The following is a 13,850-nucleotide window of genomic DNA, read 5'->3' as shown; positions in this document are numbered from 1 at the left end:
CTGTTGTTTTTATCGGCCGACTTTTGCCGATCCTTAATATTTTTGAGCGTAGTGATTGATGAGCGAACAACCCGCGGCCAGCCGCATCCAGGTCGAGGCCTTGGCCGAAGGTTTCAAGGACCGCGCCGCGCAGTGGGCTGCGCTGCTTGGCTTGCCGTTGCAGCTGGACGAGGCGGACTTTTCCCTGCAGGTTGGCGAGCAGGGCCTGCAGCTGCAACAGCTAGGCCCTGACGCACCGGGGCCAGTGCGCGTGGACTTCGTGGAAGGCGGTGCTGCTCATCGCCGGTTATACGGCGGCGGCAGCGGCCAGATGATTGCCAAGGCGGTGGGCATCGCCCAGGGCGTGCGTCCGCGCGTGCTGGATGCCACGGCCGGGCTGGGCAAGGACGCGTTCGTGCTGGCCAGCCTCGGCTGCGAGATGAGCCTGATCGAGCGCCAGCCGTTGATCGGCGCCTTGCTCGAAGACGGCCTGGCGCGCGCTGCGCAGGATTTTGACGTGGCGCCAATCGTGGCGCGCATGACCTTGCTCAAGGGCAATTCCATCGACGTGATGCTCAACTGGCAAGGCGAGCCGCCCCAGGTGATCTACCTCGACCCGATGTTTCCCCATCGTGAGAAAACCGCCCTGGTGAAGAAGGAAATGCGCTTGTTCCGTCCACTGGTCGGCGATGATCCGGACGCCCCGGCGTTGCTCGCTGCCGCCCTGGCCCTGGCCAGCCACCGCGTGGTGGTCAAGCGTCCACGCAAGGCGCCGTGCATCGACGGGCCCAAGCCGAGCCATGCGCTGGATGGCAAGTCCAGCCGGTATGACATCTACCCCAAGAAGGCGCTCAAGCCTTAAGCCTTCATTGACCTGGAGGGCCCTATCGCTGGCAGGCCAGCGATAGGACCGGTCAAGACAACACAGCGCTTCAGGCCCGGTAAGCGCGCATAAACAACCCCACCACCTCCTGCACATGCGCTTCGGCGTCTGCTTCGCTCAAGTGTCCGCCGCAGCCATACAACAAGCAGAAATTCGCCGTGCCCTTGAGCAGGCAGAAGAAGTGTTCGGCTGCCCTGAAGGGTTTGTCGATGGCCAGGGCGCCGCTCTGGTCGATCCTGCTCAGCAGTCGCTCCATGCCTTGCAGCATGCGCATGGGCCCGGCCTCGAAGAAGATCTGTGAGAGTTTCACGTCCTGATTGCCGGTGGTCATCATCAGGCGATGCAGGTTCACCGATTCCTCGCTGTTGATCAGCCGATGGAACCCCCGCGCGATATTCAGCAACACCGTCTCCACCGGCAGCCCTTCGGGCAGTTCGAAGTACATCACTGGCAATTGTTCCTCGCACGTGGCCACCACGGCAGCGGTGAACAAGGTTTCCTTGTCGGTGAAGTGGCTGTAGACGGTCAGCTTCGACACGCCGGCTTCAAGCGCCACGGCATCCATGCTGGTGCTGGCGTAGCCATTGCTCAAGAACAGGGCCTTCGCTGCCGAGAGGATATCCTGGCGTTTTGCCATGTCCTTGGGACGCCCGGGGCTATTGGTGTTGACAGGATTGTCGGACATTTTCACCTTTAATACTGGACTGGTGAGTTTGGTATTAATAACATACCGGCCAGTATAATTATTCCTGGCTCCATTTGCGAAAGGTCCTTCAGCATGCGCAGTACTTTCCTGCCCCTTGCGTTGCCTGTCAGCTTGGTCTTCCTGTTGGCCGCCTGCGGCCATGAAGAAGCGGCCCAGACCACCCTCCGCCCAGCCATGGTGGTGCAGCCGCAGCCATCGGCGCAGGCGACCGACAGCTACCCGGGTGAAGTGCGTGCCCGCTACGAGCCGGACCTGGCCTTTCGCATCGGCGGCAAAGTCAGCAAACGGCTGGTGGAGGAGGGCGAGCGCGTCAAGGCCAACCAGCCGCTGGCGGAACTCGACCCGCAGGACGTGCGCCTGCAACTGGAGGCCACCCGCGCCCAGGTGGCCGCTGCCGAGGCCAACCTGAGCCTGGTGCGCGCCGAGCGTGATCGCTACAAGACCCTGATGGACCGTCAGATGGTCAGCCGCTCCCAGTACGATAATTCCGAAAACCTCTACCGATCCGGTGAAGCGCGCCTCAAGCAAATCAAGGCCGAATTCGACGTGTCCAGCAACCAGGCCGGGTACGCCGTGCTGCGTGCGCCCCAGGATGGTGTGGTCGCCAAGCGTGCGGTAGAAGTCGGCCAGGTGGTGTCCGCCGGGCAGACGGTGTTCACCCTGGCCACCGATGGCGAGCGCGAAGTGCTGATCAGCTTGCCGGAGCAAGGGTTCGGCCGCTTCAAGATTGGCCAGCCGGTGTCGGTCGAACTGTGGAGCCAGCCGGACCAGCGTTTCGCCGGGCGCATTCGTGAGCTGTCACCGGCTGCCGATCCCAAGTCGCGCACCTTTGCTGCCCGCGTCGCCTTCACCGGTGGCAAAGTCCCGGCCGAGTTGGGTCAGAGTGCCCGGGTCTTCATACAGGCCGACGGCGTAATTCCGTTGTCGGTACCGCTGTCTGCCCTCAGTGCGGAGAACGGTGAGTCCTACGTCTGGCGTGTACAGCCGGACAATACCCTCAAGCGCACCCCCGTGCGCATCGGCGCCTTCGGTGAAAAGACTGTCCCGGTGCTGGAAGGCTTGAGCCCTTCTGATTGGGTGATAGCCGCCGGTGTGCATGTGCTCCACGAGGGCCAGCAAGTGCGCCCGGTGGATCGCTCCAACCGTGTGGTGAATCTGGCGGCCAAGGAGTAGTCCCCGATGGGTTTCAATCTTTCCGAATGGGCGCTGCGTAATCGCCAGATCGTACTGTTCCTGATGATCTTGCTGGCGGTGGTCGGCACTTTGTCCTACACCAAGCTGGGACAAAGCGAAGACCCACCGTTTACCTTCAAGGCCATGGTGATCAAGACCAACTGGCCCGGTGCCACGGCCCAGGAAGTTTCACGCCAGGTGACCGAGCGTATCGAGAAGAAACTCATGGAGACCGGCGACTACGAGCGCATTGTCTCGTTCTCGCGTCCCGGCGAATCCCAGGTCACCTTCATGGCCCGCGACTCCATGCACTCGGCGCAGATTCCCGAGTTGTGGTACCAGGTACGCAAGAAAATCAGCGATATTCGCCAGACCCTGCCGCCGGATATCCAGGGACCGTTTTTCAATGATGAATTCGGCACCACCTTTGGCAACATCTACGCGCTGACCGGCGATGGTTTTGACTACGCCGTGCTCAAGGACTACGCCGACCGCATCCAGATTCAGCTGCAGCGCGTGCCGGATGTGGGCAAGGTCGAGCTGCTGGGCCTGCAGGACGAAAAGATCTGGATCGAGTTATCCAACCTCAAGCTCGCCACCCTCGGCCTGCCATTGGCGGCGGTGCAGCAGGCGCTGCAGGAACAGAATGCGGTGTCCACCGCCGGGTTCTTTGAAACACCGAGCGAGCGTGTGCAACTGCGGGTGTCGGGCAACTTCAAGACGGTGGACGAGATCCGCGCTTTCCCGATTCGGGTGGGTGATCGCACCTTCCGCATCGGTGATGTTGCCGACATCCACCGCGGCTTCAACGACCCACCGGCACCGCGCATGCGCTACATGGGCGAAGACGCCATTGGCCTGGCCGTGGCCATGCGTGATGGTGGCGACATCCTGGTGTTGGGCAAGGCGCTGGAAGGCGAATTCGCACGCTTGCAGAAGAACCTTCCTGCCGGCATGCAACTGCGCAAGGTGTCGGACCAACCGGCAGCGGTGAAAACCAGTGTCGGCGAATTCGTCCAGGTCCTGGCTGAGGCCCTGGCGATTGTTTTGCTGGTGAGTTTCTTCTCCCTCGGCATTCGCACCGGCATGGTCGTGGCGCTGGCGATTCCGTTGGTGCTGGCGATGACCTTTGCCAGCATGTATTACCTTGGCATCGGCCTGCACAAGATCTCCCTCGGTGCGCTGGTATTGGCCCTGGGTTTGCTGGTGGACGATGCGATCATCGCCGTGGAGATGATGGCGATCAAGATGGAGCAGGGCTACGACCGTCTTAAAGCCGCGAGTTTCGCCTGGACCAGCACGGCGTTCCCGATGCTCACCGGCACGTTGATCACGGCGGCGGGCTTTCTGCCCATCGCCACCGCGCAGTCGAGTACCGGTGAATACACCCGCTCGATCTTCCAGGTGGTGACCATTGCGTTGCTGGCCTCGTGGGTCGCTGCGGTGGTGTTCGTGCCGTATCTGGGGGAAAAGCTCCTGCCGGACCTGGCGAAAATTCACGCAGCCAAACACGGCGCCGATGGTCCTGATCCCTACGGCACGCCGTTCTATCAGCGCGTAAGACGTTTGGTGGAGTGGTGCGTGCGCCGGCGTAAAACCGTGATCGTCCTGACGCTGCTGCTGTTTATCGGCTCGGTGGCACTGTTCCGTTTTGTCCCGCAGCAGTTCTTCCCGGCCTCGGGCCGTCTGGAGCTGATGGTCGACTTGAAACTGGCCGAAGGCACCTCCCTGAGCAACACCGCCGATCAGGTCAAGCGCCTGGAAGCCCTGCTCAAGGAACATGCCGGCATCGATAACTATGTGGCCTACGTCGGTACCGGCTCGCCGCGTTTCTATCTGCCGTTGGACCAGCAGCTGCCGGCGGCCAGCTTTGCGCAGTTCGTGGTGCTGGCCAAGACCATCGAGGAGCGCGAAAGCCTGCGCACCTGGCTGATCGAAACCCTCAACGAACAATTCCCCGAGCTGCGCTCCCGTGTCACGCGCCTGGAAAACGGCCCGCCTGTGGGCTACCCGGTGCAGTTTCGCGTGACCGGTGAACATATCGAAGAAGTCCGCGCCCTCGCACGCAAAGTGGCGGCCAAGGTGCGCGAAAATACCCACGTGGTCAATGTGCACCTGGACTGGGAAGAGCCGAGCAAAATCGTCTACCTCAATATCGACCAGGACCGCGCCCGCGCCCTCGGTGTGAGCACCGCCAACCTGTCGAAATTCCTCCAGAGTTCACTCACCGGTTCCAGCGTCAGCCAGTTCCGCGAAGACAACGAGTTGATCGAAATCCTCTTGCGCGGCACCGTGCATGAGCGCACCGAGTTGTCGCTGCTGCCGAGCCTGGCCGTGCCGACCGACAACGGCAAAAGCGTGGCGCTGTCGCAGATTGCGACCCTTGAGTACGGCTTTGAGGAGGGCATCATCTGGCACCGCAACCGTCTGCCGACGGTGACCGTGCGCGCTGATATCTACGGCAAGGAACAGCCGGCGACGCTGGTCCAGCAGATCCTGCCGACCCTTGAAGAGGTGCGCGCCGAACTGCCGGATGGCTACTTGCTGGAAGTCGGCGGTACCGTTGAAGACTCTACCCGCGGGCAGAACTCGGTGAAGGCTGGCGTGCCGCTGTTCATCGTGGTGGTGCTGACCTTGCTGATGCTGCAGCTGCGCAGTTTCTCACGCACGGCGATGGTGTTTCTTACAGCGCCTCTGGGATTGATCGGTGTGACGCTGTTCCTGCTGGTATTCCGCCAGCCCTTCGGGTTCGTGGCCATGCTGGGCACCATCGCGTTGTCGGGGATGATCATGCGTAACTCGGTGATCCTGGTGGACCAGATCGAACAGGACATCAAGGCCGGGCTGGCGCCGTGGCAGGCGATCATCGAAGCCACCGTGCGACGTTTCCGCCCGATTGTGCTCACGGCCCTGGCGGCGGTGCTGGCGATGATCCCGCTGTCACGCAGTGTGTTCTTCGGGCCGATGGCCGTGGCGATCATGGGCGGGCTGATTGTGGCGACGGCGTTGACGTTGCTGTTCTTGCCGGCGCTGTATGCGGCGTGGTTCCGGGTGAGGAAGGATGTCGTGTAGGCCTGAGACTGACTTGGCGCGCTGATTGGGAACCTTTTTCTCACGCGTGCCACACAAGGTTACCTGTCAGGCAGGTACTTTATTCGGTCGGTTTGATCGCGAAGATAAAGTTTCCATGACATTCATAGAGGCGGAAATCAGATGATTGGCAATTTGTATATGATGGTGGGTCAAATGTTGGGTGGCCAGCTACCGCAAACGAGCCACGGTTGTGACTCACATCAGCATAGGCAAAACCGGCTGGAGGATAGAGTATCGAACATGGAAAACCGATCGATTAACTGGGCTGCGCAACCCACAAACAGTATCTCGATCCAGAACACCAATACCAACACCCTCATCAGCCGCTGAATGCTTTGATTGTCTGCGTGCGTCTTTTCGCACTCTGCAATTGCAAGAGCCCCGAACACCACGGGGCGTTTGCTTTTTTCACGATAAATAACCGCCTCTGTGATACAACGCCCCCAACACTTTGTTCGCCAGGTTGGCAGCCGTAACAGCCATCGGCGCAAAGACCATCGATCATGACCGACTTAGGATAATTTCATGCTGGGTACCGTTTCGGCGCTGGTGCTGCTCCTGGCTGTGCCCGGGCCGACAAACACCCTGCTGCTGCGCGCGGGCATGCTGCTTGGTTTTCGGACGTCGTGGAAACTGGCCTTCGTCGAGTGCTTGGCCTACGTGCTGCAAGTCTCCCTGTGGGGCGTTGCACTGGTTTATCTGGCCGCGTATTCGCCTTGGGCATTGAAGGCTACGCAAATGGCCGCGGCCTGTTACTTGCTGTACGTTTCCTACCAGCTATGGCAACGCAAGGGCGAAACCATCACCCCAGGCAAGGATCGATTCTCCGGGCTTTATTTCTTCTGGCTGACAGTGATGAATCCCAAGGGCCTGTTGATCGTTTCCTTCATCGCTCCAGCGCACACATTTACCGCGCTGGCGGACTACGCGCTCTTCATGACTACGCTGGCGCTGGTAGTGATACCCGTGGGGTCGGCCTGGATAATGCTCGGCGGTCAATTCGAGGGTATCCGCAAGACCTGGCTGACGCCCTTGAAGATCAATCGTGCGACCTCTGTGGCCATCTGCTGTTTTGCCACGCTCATGATAGGGCGACTGGCTGACTCGCTGTTTTATTGAGCCGGTGACATAAAAACGCCAGGCATCGTGATGAACGACCCTGGCGTTGTGAGGGGGCACCCAACGGGCGATCTGGAATTACAACGCGCCAAACACCTTCTTCGCCAGGCTGGTCGCCGCAGCGGCCGGGTTCTTGCGAATCGTTTCTTCCTGCTGCGCAATCATCTTGAACAAACCGTCCAGTGCCTGCTCGGTCACGTAGTTCTCGACGTTGGCGCTCTTGGCATCCACAGCGCCAAAGGCTGCGGCCTTGCCGGCCAGGGCGTTGTACTGCTGGGCCACGCCGACCTTGTCGGTGGCGGCCTTGACGATCGGCAGGAACTTGGCGCGGATTTCTTCGCGGCTGCTTTTGTTCAGGTACTGAGTGGCCGAGTCCTGGCCGCCGGTGAGAATGCCCTTGGCGTCGGTCACGCTCATGTTTTTCACGGCATTGACCAGGATCGGCTGGGCCTGGGTCACGGCGGTTTCGGCGGCCTTGTTCATACTGGTTTCGAGCTGGGTGACCTGGTCGCCCATGCCGAACATTTTCAACTTGTCGGCGACTTTGCCGAGCTTGCCTGGCAGACCGATCTTCACTTCAGGGTTGTTGCTGAAACCGCCGGGCACGCCCAGTTGTTTCACGGCGATCTGTGCGCCCTGGGTCAGTGCGTCCTTGAGGCCGCCGGTGGCGTCGCCCTGGGACAGGCTGCCAAGGTTCAAGGCCATGGCGTTGGCGCCGAACAGCAGGCCGGCGCACAGGGCAGTGAGGCGAAGGGAATTACGGAGCATGGGCGCTTCCTTATGTGCGTAAATCAAGTGTTCGATGAATTCACTGAGCGACCGCATCAACCCGCAGGCGCAGCGGCTGTGGATCCTGGCCGTTGAGCTGCACAGCGTGCCGTTCGGTGGTGATAAACAGTAGCTTGCCATCCAGTTCGATGCGAGCACTCACCGCATAACTGTGGCCCGGCTTGACCTGGGCCGGGTCGTAGCTGAGGTGAAACGGCAGCGGCACCTGGCCTTTGACCGGGCCTTTCTGCTCGGCCAGGACCACCGCGGGCGCGTCCGCCAGGGACACGTCCTGCAGGCTGACGCTCAAGGTGGCGGCGGGCGGCAGGGCAATGCGCTGCAGGTAGAACACTTCGCCATCGAGGTTGGCCTTGGGGGGCGGGCTCATGGATTGGCAGGCTCCGAGCAAGGCGGTGAGGCCCAGGAGGATGATCTTTTTCATGGTACAGCTCCTTTTCAACGGCGCCGGCATCTAACCGACGCCTTATTCAATCTAGCGGCTTTCTTCGGTTTCGACAGGCGCCTCAGCCGCACCGTCCACACGATGCAAGGCCACCTGGCGGATCGACAGGCGAATGTCCGCCGGCAACACGCGTTTGGCGGCCCCTTCGGCGAGTTCACCGAGCAGGTCGTGGTAGCTCAACTTGCCGGCCTCGTCGCGGCGCAGCACATCTTGCTCCAGCAAGGTCTGGATGAAATGTCGGAAAAGGCTCTTGTCGAAGAATTCCGGGGCGTTGAGGCCATGCAGGATCGACAGGCGCTGGGCCATGATCGTGCACAGGTCTTCCAGTTCTTCGGCGCTGATGCTGTTCTGGCCGCTGTTGAGCAACAGCGAAATCGCCATGTAGAAGCGTTGCAGGGTCTGGGCGATGCTCTTGGACAGCAGTGTCAGCAGCACGAAGTGCCGCGAACTTGGCGCCGGGCGCAGGTACACGTTGTTCTCGAAACGCAGCAGGCCCTGTTCGACAAACGCCTCCAGCCATTGGTCGATCACACTGTCCAGTTCTTCCAGCGACCAGCGGATAAACAGTTCCGATTGCAGGTACGGGTAGAGTGCGTGGGTGTAGCGCAGGATCTGCTCGCGGCTCATCCGCGAACTGCTCTGGAAGAAGCTCGCCAGCAGCGCCGGCAGGGCGAAGATGTGCAGCACGTTGTTGCGGTAGTAGGTCATCAGGACGGCGTTCTGCTCGTCCAGGTACAGAATCTTGCCGAGGGCGTCGCTCTGTTCCGACAGCAGGTCCATGTCCTTGACGTGCTTGATCAGCGCCAGGCCATCGCCTTCGGGCAGGGTGGTATGCGGCGAATACGGCACGCGGCGCAGCAGCGCCAGGTACAGGTCGAGCTGGCGGGCCATGGCCTGTTCATCCAGGGCCAGGCGCGTGGTGGACAGCAGCGCCAGGGCCACCAGGTTCACCGGGTTCACGGCTGCCGCTTCGTTAAGATGGCGGGCCACCTGCTCGCCGAGGCGGTTGGTGGTTTCGTTGAGCCAGGCCGGCTTGTAGGTCGGGCCCAGTTCCTGGGCACGCCAATCCGGTTGTTCGGCGTCGAGAAATTCCGCCAGCTTGATCGGCTCGCCAAAGTTGACCGCCACCTGGCCGAAGCGCTGCTTGAGTGCGCCGACCACTTTGAAAATATCGAAGATCGACTCTTTCTTCTTGCTCGCGCCCCGCAGCTCGCCGAGGTAGGTGCGGCCTTCGAGCACGCGCTCGTAGCCGATGTACACCGGCACGAACACGATGGGCATGCGCGAAGAGCGCAGGAAGCTGCGCAGGGTGATCGCCAGCATCCCGGTCTTCGGCTGCAGCATGCGCCCGGTGCGCGAGCGCCCGCCCTCGACGAAGTACTCCACCGGGAAGCCTTTGGTGAACAGGGTGTGCAGGTATTCGTTGAACACCGAGGTGTACAGCGGGTTGCCCTTGAAGGTGCGGCGCATGAAAAACGCACCGCCACGGCGCAGCAGGCTGCCGATCACCGGCATGTTGAGGTTGATCCCGGCGGCGATATGCGGCGGCGTCAGGCCGTTCTTGAACAGCAGGTACGAGAGCAGCAGGTAGTCGATATGGCTGCGGTGGCAGGGCACGTAGATCACCTCGTAGCCCTGGGCAACCTTTTGCACACCTTCGATGTTATTGACCTTGATGCCGTCGTAGATCTTGTTCCAGAACCAGCTCAGCACCACTTCGAGGAAGCGGATCGCGGTGTAGGTGTAGTCCGAGGCGATCTCGTTGCCGTAGCGCAGGGCCTGGGCCTTGGCTTTTTCCGGGCTGATCTTTTCGCGCTCGGCCTCGTCGGCAATGGCCTGGCGTACCAGCGGCATGTTCACCAGGCCCTTCACCAGATTGCGGCGGTGGGACAGGTCGGGGCCGATTACCGCAGTCTTCAGGTTACGAAAGTGCACACGCAGGATGCGCTGGGCCATGCGCACGGTGCGTTCGTGCCCTTTATTGTGCTCGATCAATTCACGCAGGTTGATAGGCGCAGAGAATTGCACACGGGTCTTGCGACCGAGGATCAGGATGCTCAACAGCCGGCGCAGACGCCCGGTGACCGCCCAGCTGTCGGCGAACAGCAGCTTCCATGGGCTGGACTCGCTCTCGGGGGACTGCCCCCAGAACACGCTGACCGGAATGATTTGTGCATTCTCTTCGGCGTGCTCGGTCAGGGTGTTGACCAGGCGGGTCAGGGTCGGCGGCGCACCGCGCTTGTCCTGGCGGCCGAGCCAGTCTGGTTCCGGCGTGAGGTAGAAGAATGCGGCGGGCTCCATCAGTGGCCCCACCGACACCGGCAGCACCGGGCGCGGCAGGCCGGCCTTGGTGCACTCGGCATCGACCACGGCCAGTTCGCTGAGGGAGGGCGATTGCAGGACGTAGAACACCGGCCGGCTGCGGTCCAGGTTAAGGGTAAGGGACGACTGGTTGATCGTCTCCGAGCGAACCCAGAGGTACAACAGTCGGCGCAAGGTGCCAAACACCAGACGGCGGAACGGGGAGCGGGTCATAGGCGAGCTGCTTCAAGTGGAAAAAACCGAGCAGGCGCTCGGGCGAGTAGTGTGCCGTATTCGCCGAAAATCGGCAAAAAAGCAGCGATGTAAACTTGAGTTGATCGTTTTTGAGCCTGTCATATACTCGGCAGTTCCAGTGAGCGACTCAACAATAAAAAAGCATGTGGGAGCAAAACAGATGGCAACGCGCGAAACCGGCAATGTGAAGTGGTTCAACGATGCAAAAGGCTACGGCTTTATCCAGCGTGAAGACGGCAAGGACGTGTTTGTGCACTACCGCGCCATTCGCGGTGAAGGCCACCGTTCGTTGACTGAAGGCCAGCAGGTGGAGTACGCCGTGGTGACCGGCGAGAAGGGGTTGCAGGCGGAGGATGTGGTGGGGCTGTAACCCGATAGGCACAACACACCTTTAAATGTGGGAACCCGGTCGAATGTGGGAGCCGGGCTTGCCCGCGATAGCATCGCCGCGGTTTGGCTGAATGACCGAGGTGGGCCCATCGCAGGCAAGCCAGCTCCCACATTTGATTGGGTTTGCACATTGAGGCCTTGTTAGCCTGACTTTATGCGGTTTTCCAGGTGATCTGCTCTTCACCGTCCGCGCTGATGCGAATCCAGGTGTCGGCACTTTCCTCACCTTCTTCTTCTACCCACGTACCCGGTGCGCAACGCACTTCGACGTTCAGCGCGGCAAATGCGGCGCGGGCGCAGGCGATGTCGTCTTCCCACGGGGTCTGGTCACTTTCCAGGTACAGGCTGTTCCATTTGCCCACGGCTTTCGGCAGCCAGGTAACCGGCACGCTGCCGGCCGTGCACTTGTAGGTCTGGCCCTTCTGGACCCAGTCGGTGCAAGGGCCCAGGGCGGCGCTCAGCCAGGCGGCGATGGCCTTGTGGTCGACGTCAGCGTCCTTCAGGTAAATCTCGATATCAGGTTGGCGCATGGATGTTCCTCGTTGCGGGATTCGAAAATCCATTCGCGGAAAAGTCGGTTATTGAAGCACGAAATAATCGTAGCGCATCGACACCGTGACCTGCAGCGGCTCGACCGCTTCGATCACCTCGGCACGGCGCTCGGCACTCGCACGCCAGCCGTGGGGCGTCATGGCCAGCAGGTTGGCGCGGTCCTTGGGCTCGGCCAGGCTCAGGGTGAACGACAGCGTTTCAGTGTGCGCCAGGCTCATGCCTTCCGGCACCAGGGCCAGGTGCTTGTCGTCGGTGTACTCGCGTACTTCGTCGTACAAACGCTCGCGCAACTCCATCAGGTGGCCGGCGGTAGGGCCGACCTTCATCAAGCCGCCGCCTGGGCTGAGCAGGCGTTTGGCCTCCTGCCAGTCCAGAGGGCTGAATACGCTGGCGATAAACTGGCAACTGGCATCGGCCAAGGGCACGCGGGCCATGCTGGCGATCAACCAGGTCAGTGCCGGGTTGCGCTTGCAGGCGCGCTTCACCGCTTCCTTGGAGATATCCAGGGCATAGCCGTCGGCATGGGGCAGGGCATCGGCGATTTGCGCGGTGTAGTAACCCTCGCCGCAGCCGATGTCCACCCAGCGCTGCGGTGCACGTTCGCGAGCCAGTTCGGCCAGGCGCTTGGCCACCGGGGCGTAGTGCCCGGCGTTGAGGAAGTCGCGGCGCGCCTCGACCATCGCGAGGTTATCGCCCGGGTCGCGGCTGTTCTTGTGCTGCACCGGCAACAGGTTCAGGTAACCCTGGCGGGCACGGTCGAAACGGTGCCCGGCCGGGCACGCCACGCCGTTGTCCACCGCGTTGAGCGGTGCGCTGCAAATGGGGCAGGCAAGCATCAGGCGAGCAACTTGATCAGGGTCTGGTAGTAGATTTCGGTCAGCACATCGAGATCGCTGGCCAGGATGCGTTCGTTGACCTGGTGGATCGTCGCGTTCACCGGGCCCAACTCGACCACCTGGGTGCCGAGGGTCGCAATGAAGCGCCCATCGGACGTGCCGCCACTGGTGGAGGCCTTGGTTTCACGACCGGTGATCGCCTTGATGCTGGCCGATACGGCATCCAGCAACGCGCCCGGTTCGGTCAGGAACGGCAGGCCCGACAGCGCCCATTCCACGTGCCAGTCCAGGTCATGCTTGTCGAGAATGGCCGCGACGCGTTGCTGCAGGCCTTCTACCGTGGATTCGGTGGAGAAACGGAAGTTGAACACCGCCGTCAGGTCGCCAGGGATCACGTTGGTCGCGCCGGTGCCGGAATTGAGGTTGGAAATCTGGAAGCTGGTCGGCGGGAAGAAGGCGTTGCCATCGTCCCAATGCTCGGCGGCGAGTTCCGCCAGCGCCGGGGCCGCCAGGTGGATCGGGTTCTTCGCCAGGTGCGGATAGGCCACGTGGCCCTGCACGCCACGCACGGTGAGGGTGGCACCGAGGGAGCCACGACGGCCATTCTTGACCACGTCGCCCACCAGCGTAGTGCTCGACGGTTCGCCGACGATGCACCAGTCCAGGCGCTCCTTGCGCGCGGCCAGGCGCTCGATCACGGCCTTGGTGCCGTGGTGCGCCGGGCCTTCTTCATCGCTGGTGATTAGGAAGGCGACCGAGCCCTTGTGGTCCGGGTAGTCAGTGACAAAACGCTCGGAGGCCACCAGCATGGCGGCCAGGCTGCCTTTCATGTCCGCCGCGCCACGCCCGCAGAGCATGCCGTTGTCGTCGATCAGCGCGTCGAACGGGTCGTTCTGCCAGGCTTGCACCGGGCCGGTCGGCACCACGTCGGTGTGGCCGGCGAAGCACAGCACCGGGCCATCATGCTTGCCATGGGTGGCCCAGAAGTTGTCCACGTCCTCGATGCGCATCGGCTCCAGTGCAAAACCGGCGTCGCCCAGGCGCTGCATCATCAGCTTCTGGCAGTCGGCGTCGATCGGCGTCACCGAGGGGCGACGGATCAAGTCGATGGCAAGTTGAAGGGTCGGCGAAAGCTCGGCATGGGCCGTCATGGGGAAACTCCGGAAAGCGTGTCGTGGGCGCAGGACGTAGGTGGGATTCAGAGCCTGGATGGCACCCTTCCAATGTGGGAGCTGGCTTGCCGGCGATAGCATCGCTGCGGTGTGCCTGGCAGACCGCGGCGTCTGCATCGCAGGCAAGCCAGCTCCCACAGGGAATTGGGCCAGGCCAAGT

The 13,850-nt window shown here is 61.8% G+C and carries 12 protein-coding genes; 5 read left to right on the top strand and 7 right to left on the bottom strand.

The window, feature by feature from the left end:
* Positions 1-58: 58 nt before the first annotated feature.
* Positions 59-841, top strand: a complete 783-nt coding sequence (locus BBG20_RS11385; protein WP_065903133.1) for a class I SAM-dependent methyltransferase — start codon at positions 59-61, stop codon at positions 839-841.
* Positions 842-911: 70 nt separating this feature from the next.
* Here the strand turns inward: BBG20_RS11385 and BBG20_RS11380 are convergent, their stop codons facing one another.
* Positions 912-1,547, bottom strand: a complete 636-nt coding sequence (locus BBG20_RS11380; protein ID WP_065903131.1) for a TetR/AcrR family transcriptional regulator — start codon at positions 1,545-1,547, stop codon at positions 912-914.
* Between the two features lie 93 nt (positions 1,548-1,640).
* Here BBG20_RS11380 and BBG20_RS11375 point away from each other — a divergent pair, with 93 nt between their 5' ends.
* The 3 genes from BBG20_RS11375 (at position 1,641) to BBG20_RS11365 (ending at position 6,953) form a co-directional block, all read left to right on the top strand.
* Positions 1,641-2,741 (top strand): efflux RND transporter periplasmic adaptor subunit, encoded by a 1,101-nt coding sequence (locus BBG20_RS11375; RefSeq protein ID WP_065903129.1) that lies wholly within the window; start codon positions 1,641-1,643, stop codon positions 2,739-2,741.
* Between the two features lie 6 nt (positions 2,742-2,747).
* Positions 2,748-5,813 carry an efflux RND transporter permease subunit gene (locus tag BBG20_RS11370; RefSeq protein ID WP_065903128.1) on the top strand — a complete coding sequence of 1,022 codons (3,066 nt, stop codon included), beginning with the start codon at positions 2,748-2,750 and terminating at the stop codon, positions 5,811-5,813.
* Between the two features lie 546 nt (positions 5,814-6,359).
* Positions 6,360-6,953, top strand: coding sequence for a LysE family translocator (locus BBG20_RS11365; protein ID WP_065903126.1), 594 nt, complete (start codon positions 6,360-6,362; stop codon positions 6,951-6,953).
* Positions 6,954-7,031: 78 nt separating this feature from the next.
* Here the strand turns inward: BBG20_RS11365 and BBG20_RS11360 are convergent, their stop codons facing one another.
* The 3 genes from BBG20_RS11360 to plsB are packed head-to-tail and all read right to left on the bottom strand — an operon-like array spanning position 7,032 to position 10,719.
* Positions 7,032-7,721, bottom strand: coding sequence for a DUF4197 domain-containing protein (locus BBG20_RS11360; RefSeq protein ID WP_065903339.1), 690 nt, complete (start codon positions 7,719-7,721; stop codon positions 7,032-7,034).
* A 40-nt stretch (positions 7,722-7,761) separates the two neighbouring features.
* On the bottom strand, positions 7,762-8,163 hold the full coding sequence (locus BBG20_RS11355; protein WP_065903124.1) for a YbaY family lipoprotein: 402 nt from the start codon (positions 8,161-8,163) through the stop codon (positions 7,762-7,764).
* A gap of 51 nt (positions 8,164-8,214) precedes the next feature.
* Positions 8,215-10,719 carry a glycerol-3-phosphate 1-O-acyltransferase PlsB gene (gene plsB, locus BBG20_RS11350; protein WP_065903120.1) on the bottom strand — a complete coding sequence of 835 codons (2,505 nt, stop codon included), beginning with the start codon at positions 10,717-10,719 and terminating at the stop codon, positions 8,215-8,217.
* 181 nt (positions 10,720-10,900) lie between these two features.
* Here plsB and BBG20_RS11345 point away from each other — a divergent pair, with 181 nt between their 5' ends.
* The gene (locus BBG20_RS11345) at positions 10,901-11,110 is read left to right on the top strand and encodes a cold-shock protein (protein WP_065903118.1); all 210 of its coding nucleotides are present in this window, start codon (positions 10,901-10,903) and stop codon (positions 11,108-11,110) included.
* A gap of 172 nt (positions 11,111-11,282) precedes the next feature.
* On the opposite strand, the gene BBG20_RS11340 is transcribed toward BBG20_RS11345, so the two are convergent.
* From BBG20_RS11340 to dapE, 3 genes are read right to left on the bottom strand one after another with little or no spacing between them, the layout of a single operon-like run.
* Entirely contained in the window at positions 11,283-11,660 is a 378-nt protein-coding gene (locus tag BBG20_RS11340) for a hypothetical protein (RefSeq protein WP_065903116.1), read from the bottom strand.
* 48 nt (positions 11,661-11,708) lie between these two features.
* Positions 11,709-12,518, bottom strand: coding sequence for a putative RNA methyltransferase (locus BBG20_RS11335; RefSeq protein ID WP_065903114.1), 810 nt, complete (start codon positions 12,516-12,518; stop codon positions 11,709-11,711).
* Entirely contained in the window at positions 12,518-13,669 is a 1,152-nt protein-coding gene (gene dapE, locus BBG20_RS11330) for a succinyl-diaminopimelate desuccinylase (protein ID WP_065903112.1), read from the bottom strand. Before dapE ends, BBG20_RS11335 begins: the two co-directional genes overlap by 1 nt.
* Positions 13,670-13,850: the final 181 nt, after the last annotated feature.

The sequence above is a fragment of the Pseudomonas aylmerensis genome (assembly GCF_001702265.1).
GTDB lineage: Bacteria > Pseudomonadota > Gammaproteobacteria > Pseudomonadales > Pseudomonadaceae > Aquipseudomonas > Aquipseudomonas aylmerensis.
This window is presented reverse-complemented; position numbering and strand designations above follow the sequence as displayed.

Coding starts and splice junctions, on each gene's coding strand:
- BBG20_RS11385 (WP_065903133.1), top strand. CDS start 59: ATGAGCGAACAACCCGCGGCCAGCCGCATCCAGGTCGAGGCCTTGGCC.
- BBG20_RS11380 (WP_065903131.1), bottom strand. CDS start 1,547: ATGTCCGACAATCCTGTCAACACCAATAGCCCCGGGCGTCCCAAGGAC.
- BBG20_RS11375 (WP_065903129.1), top strand. CDS start 1,641: ATGCGCAGTACTTTCCTGCCCCTTGCGTTGCCTGTCAGCTTGGTCTTC.
- BBG20_RS11370 (WP_065903128.1), top strand. CDS start 2,748: ATGGGTTTCAATCTTTCCGAATGGGCGCTGCGTAATCGCCAGATCGTA.
- BBG20_RS11365 (WP_065903126.1), top strand. CDS start 6,360: ATGCTGGGTACCGTTTCGGCGCTGGTGCTGCTCCTGGCTGTGCCCGGG.
- BBG20_RS11360 (WP_065903339.1), bottom strand. CDS start 7,721: ATGCTCCGTAATTCCCTTCGCCTCACTGCCCTGTGCGCCGGCCTGCTG.
- BBG20_RS11355 (WP_065903124.1), bottom strand. CDS start 8,163: ATGAAAAAGATCATCCTCCTGGGCCTCACCGCCTTGCTCGGAGCCTGC.
- plsB (WP_065903120.1), bottom strand. CDS start 10,719: ATGACCCGCTCCCCGTTCCGCCGTCTGGTGTTTGGCACCTTGCGCCGA.
- BBG20_RS11345 (WP_065903118.1), top strand. CDS start 10,901: ATGGCAACGCGCGAAACCGGCAATGTGAAGTGGTTCAACGATGCAAAA.
- BBG20_RS11340 (WP_065903116.1), bottom strand. CDS start 11,660: ATGCGCCAACCTGATATCGAGATTTACCTGAAGGACGCTGACGTCGAC.
- BBG20_RS11335 (WP_065903114.1), bottom strand. CDS start 12,518: ATGCTTGCCTGCCCCATTTGCAGCGCACCGCTCAACGCGGTGGACAAC.
- dapE (WP_065903112.1), bottom strand. CDS start 13,669: ATGACGGCCCATGCCGAGCTTTCGCCGACCCTTCAACTTGCCATCGAC.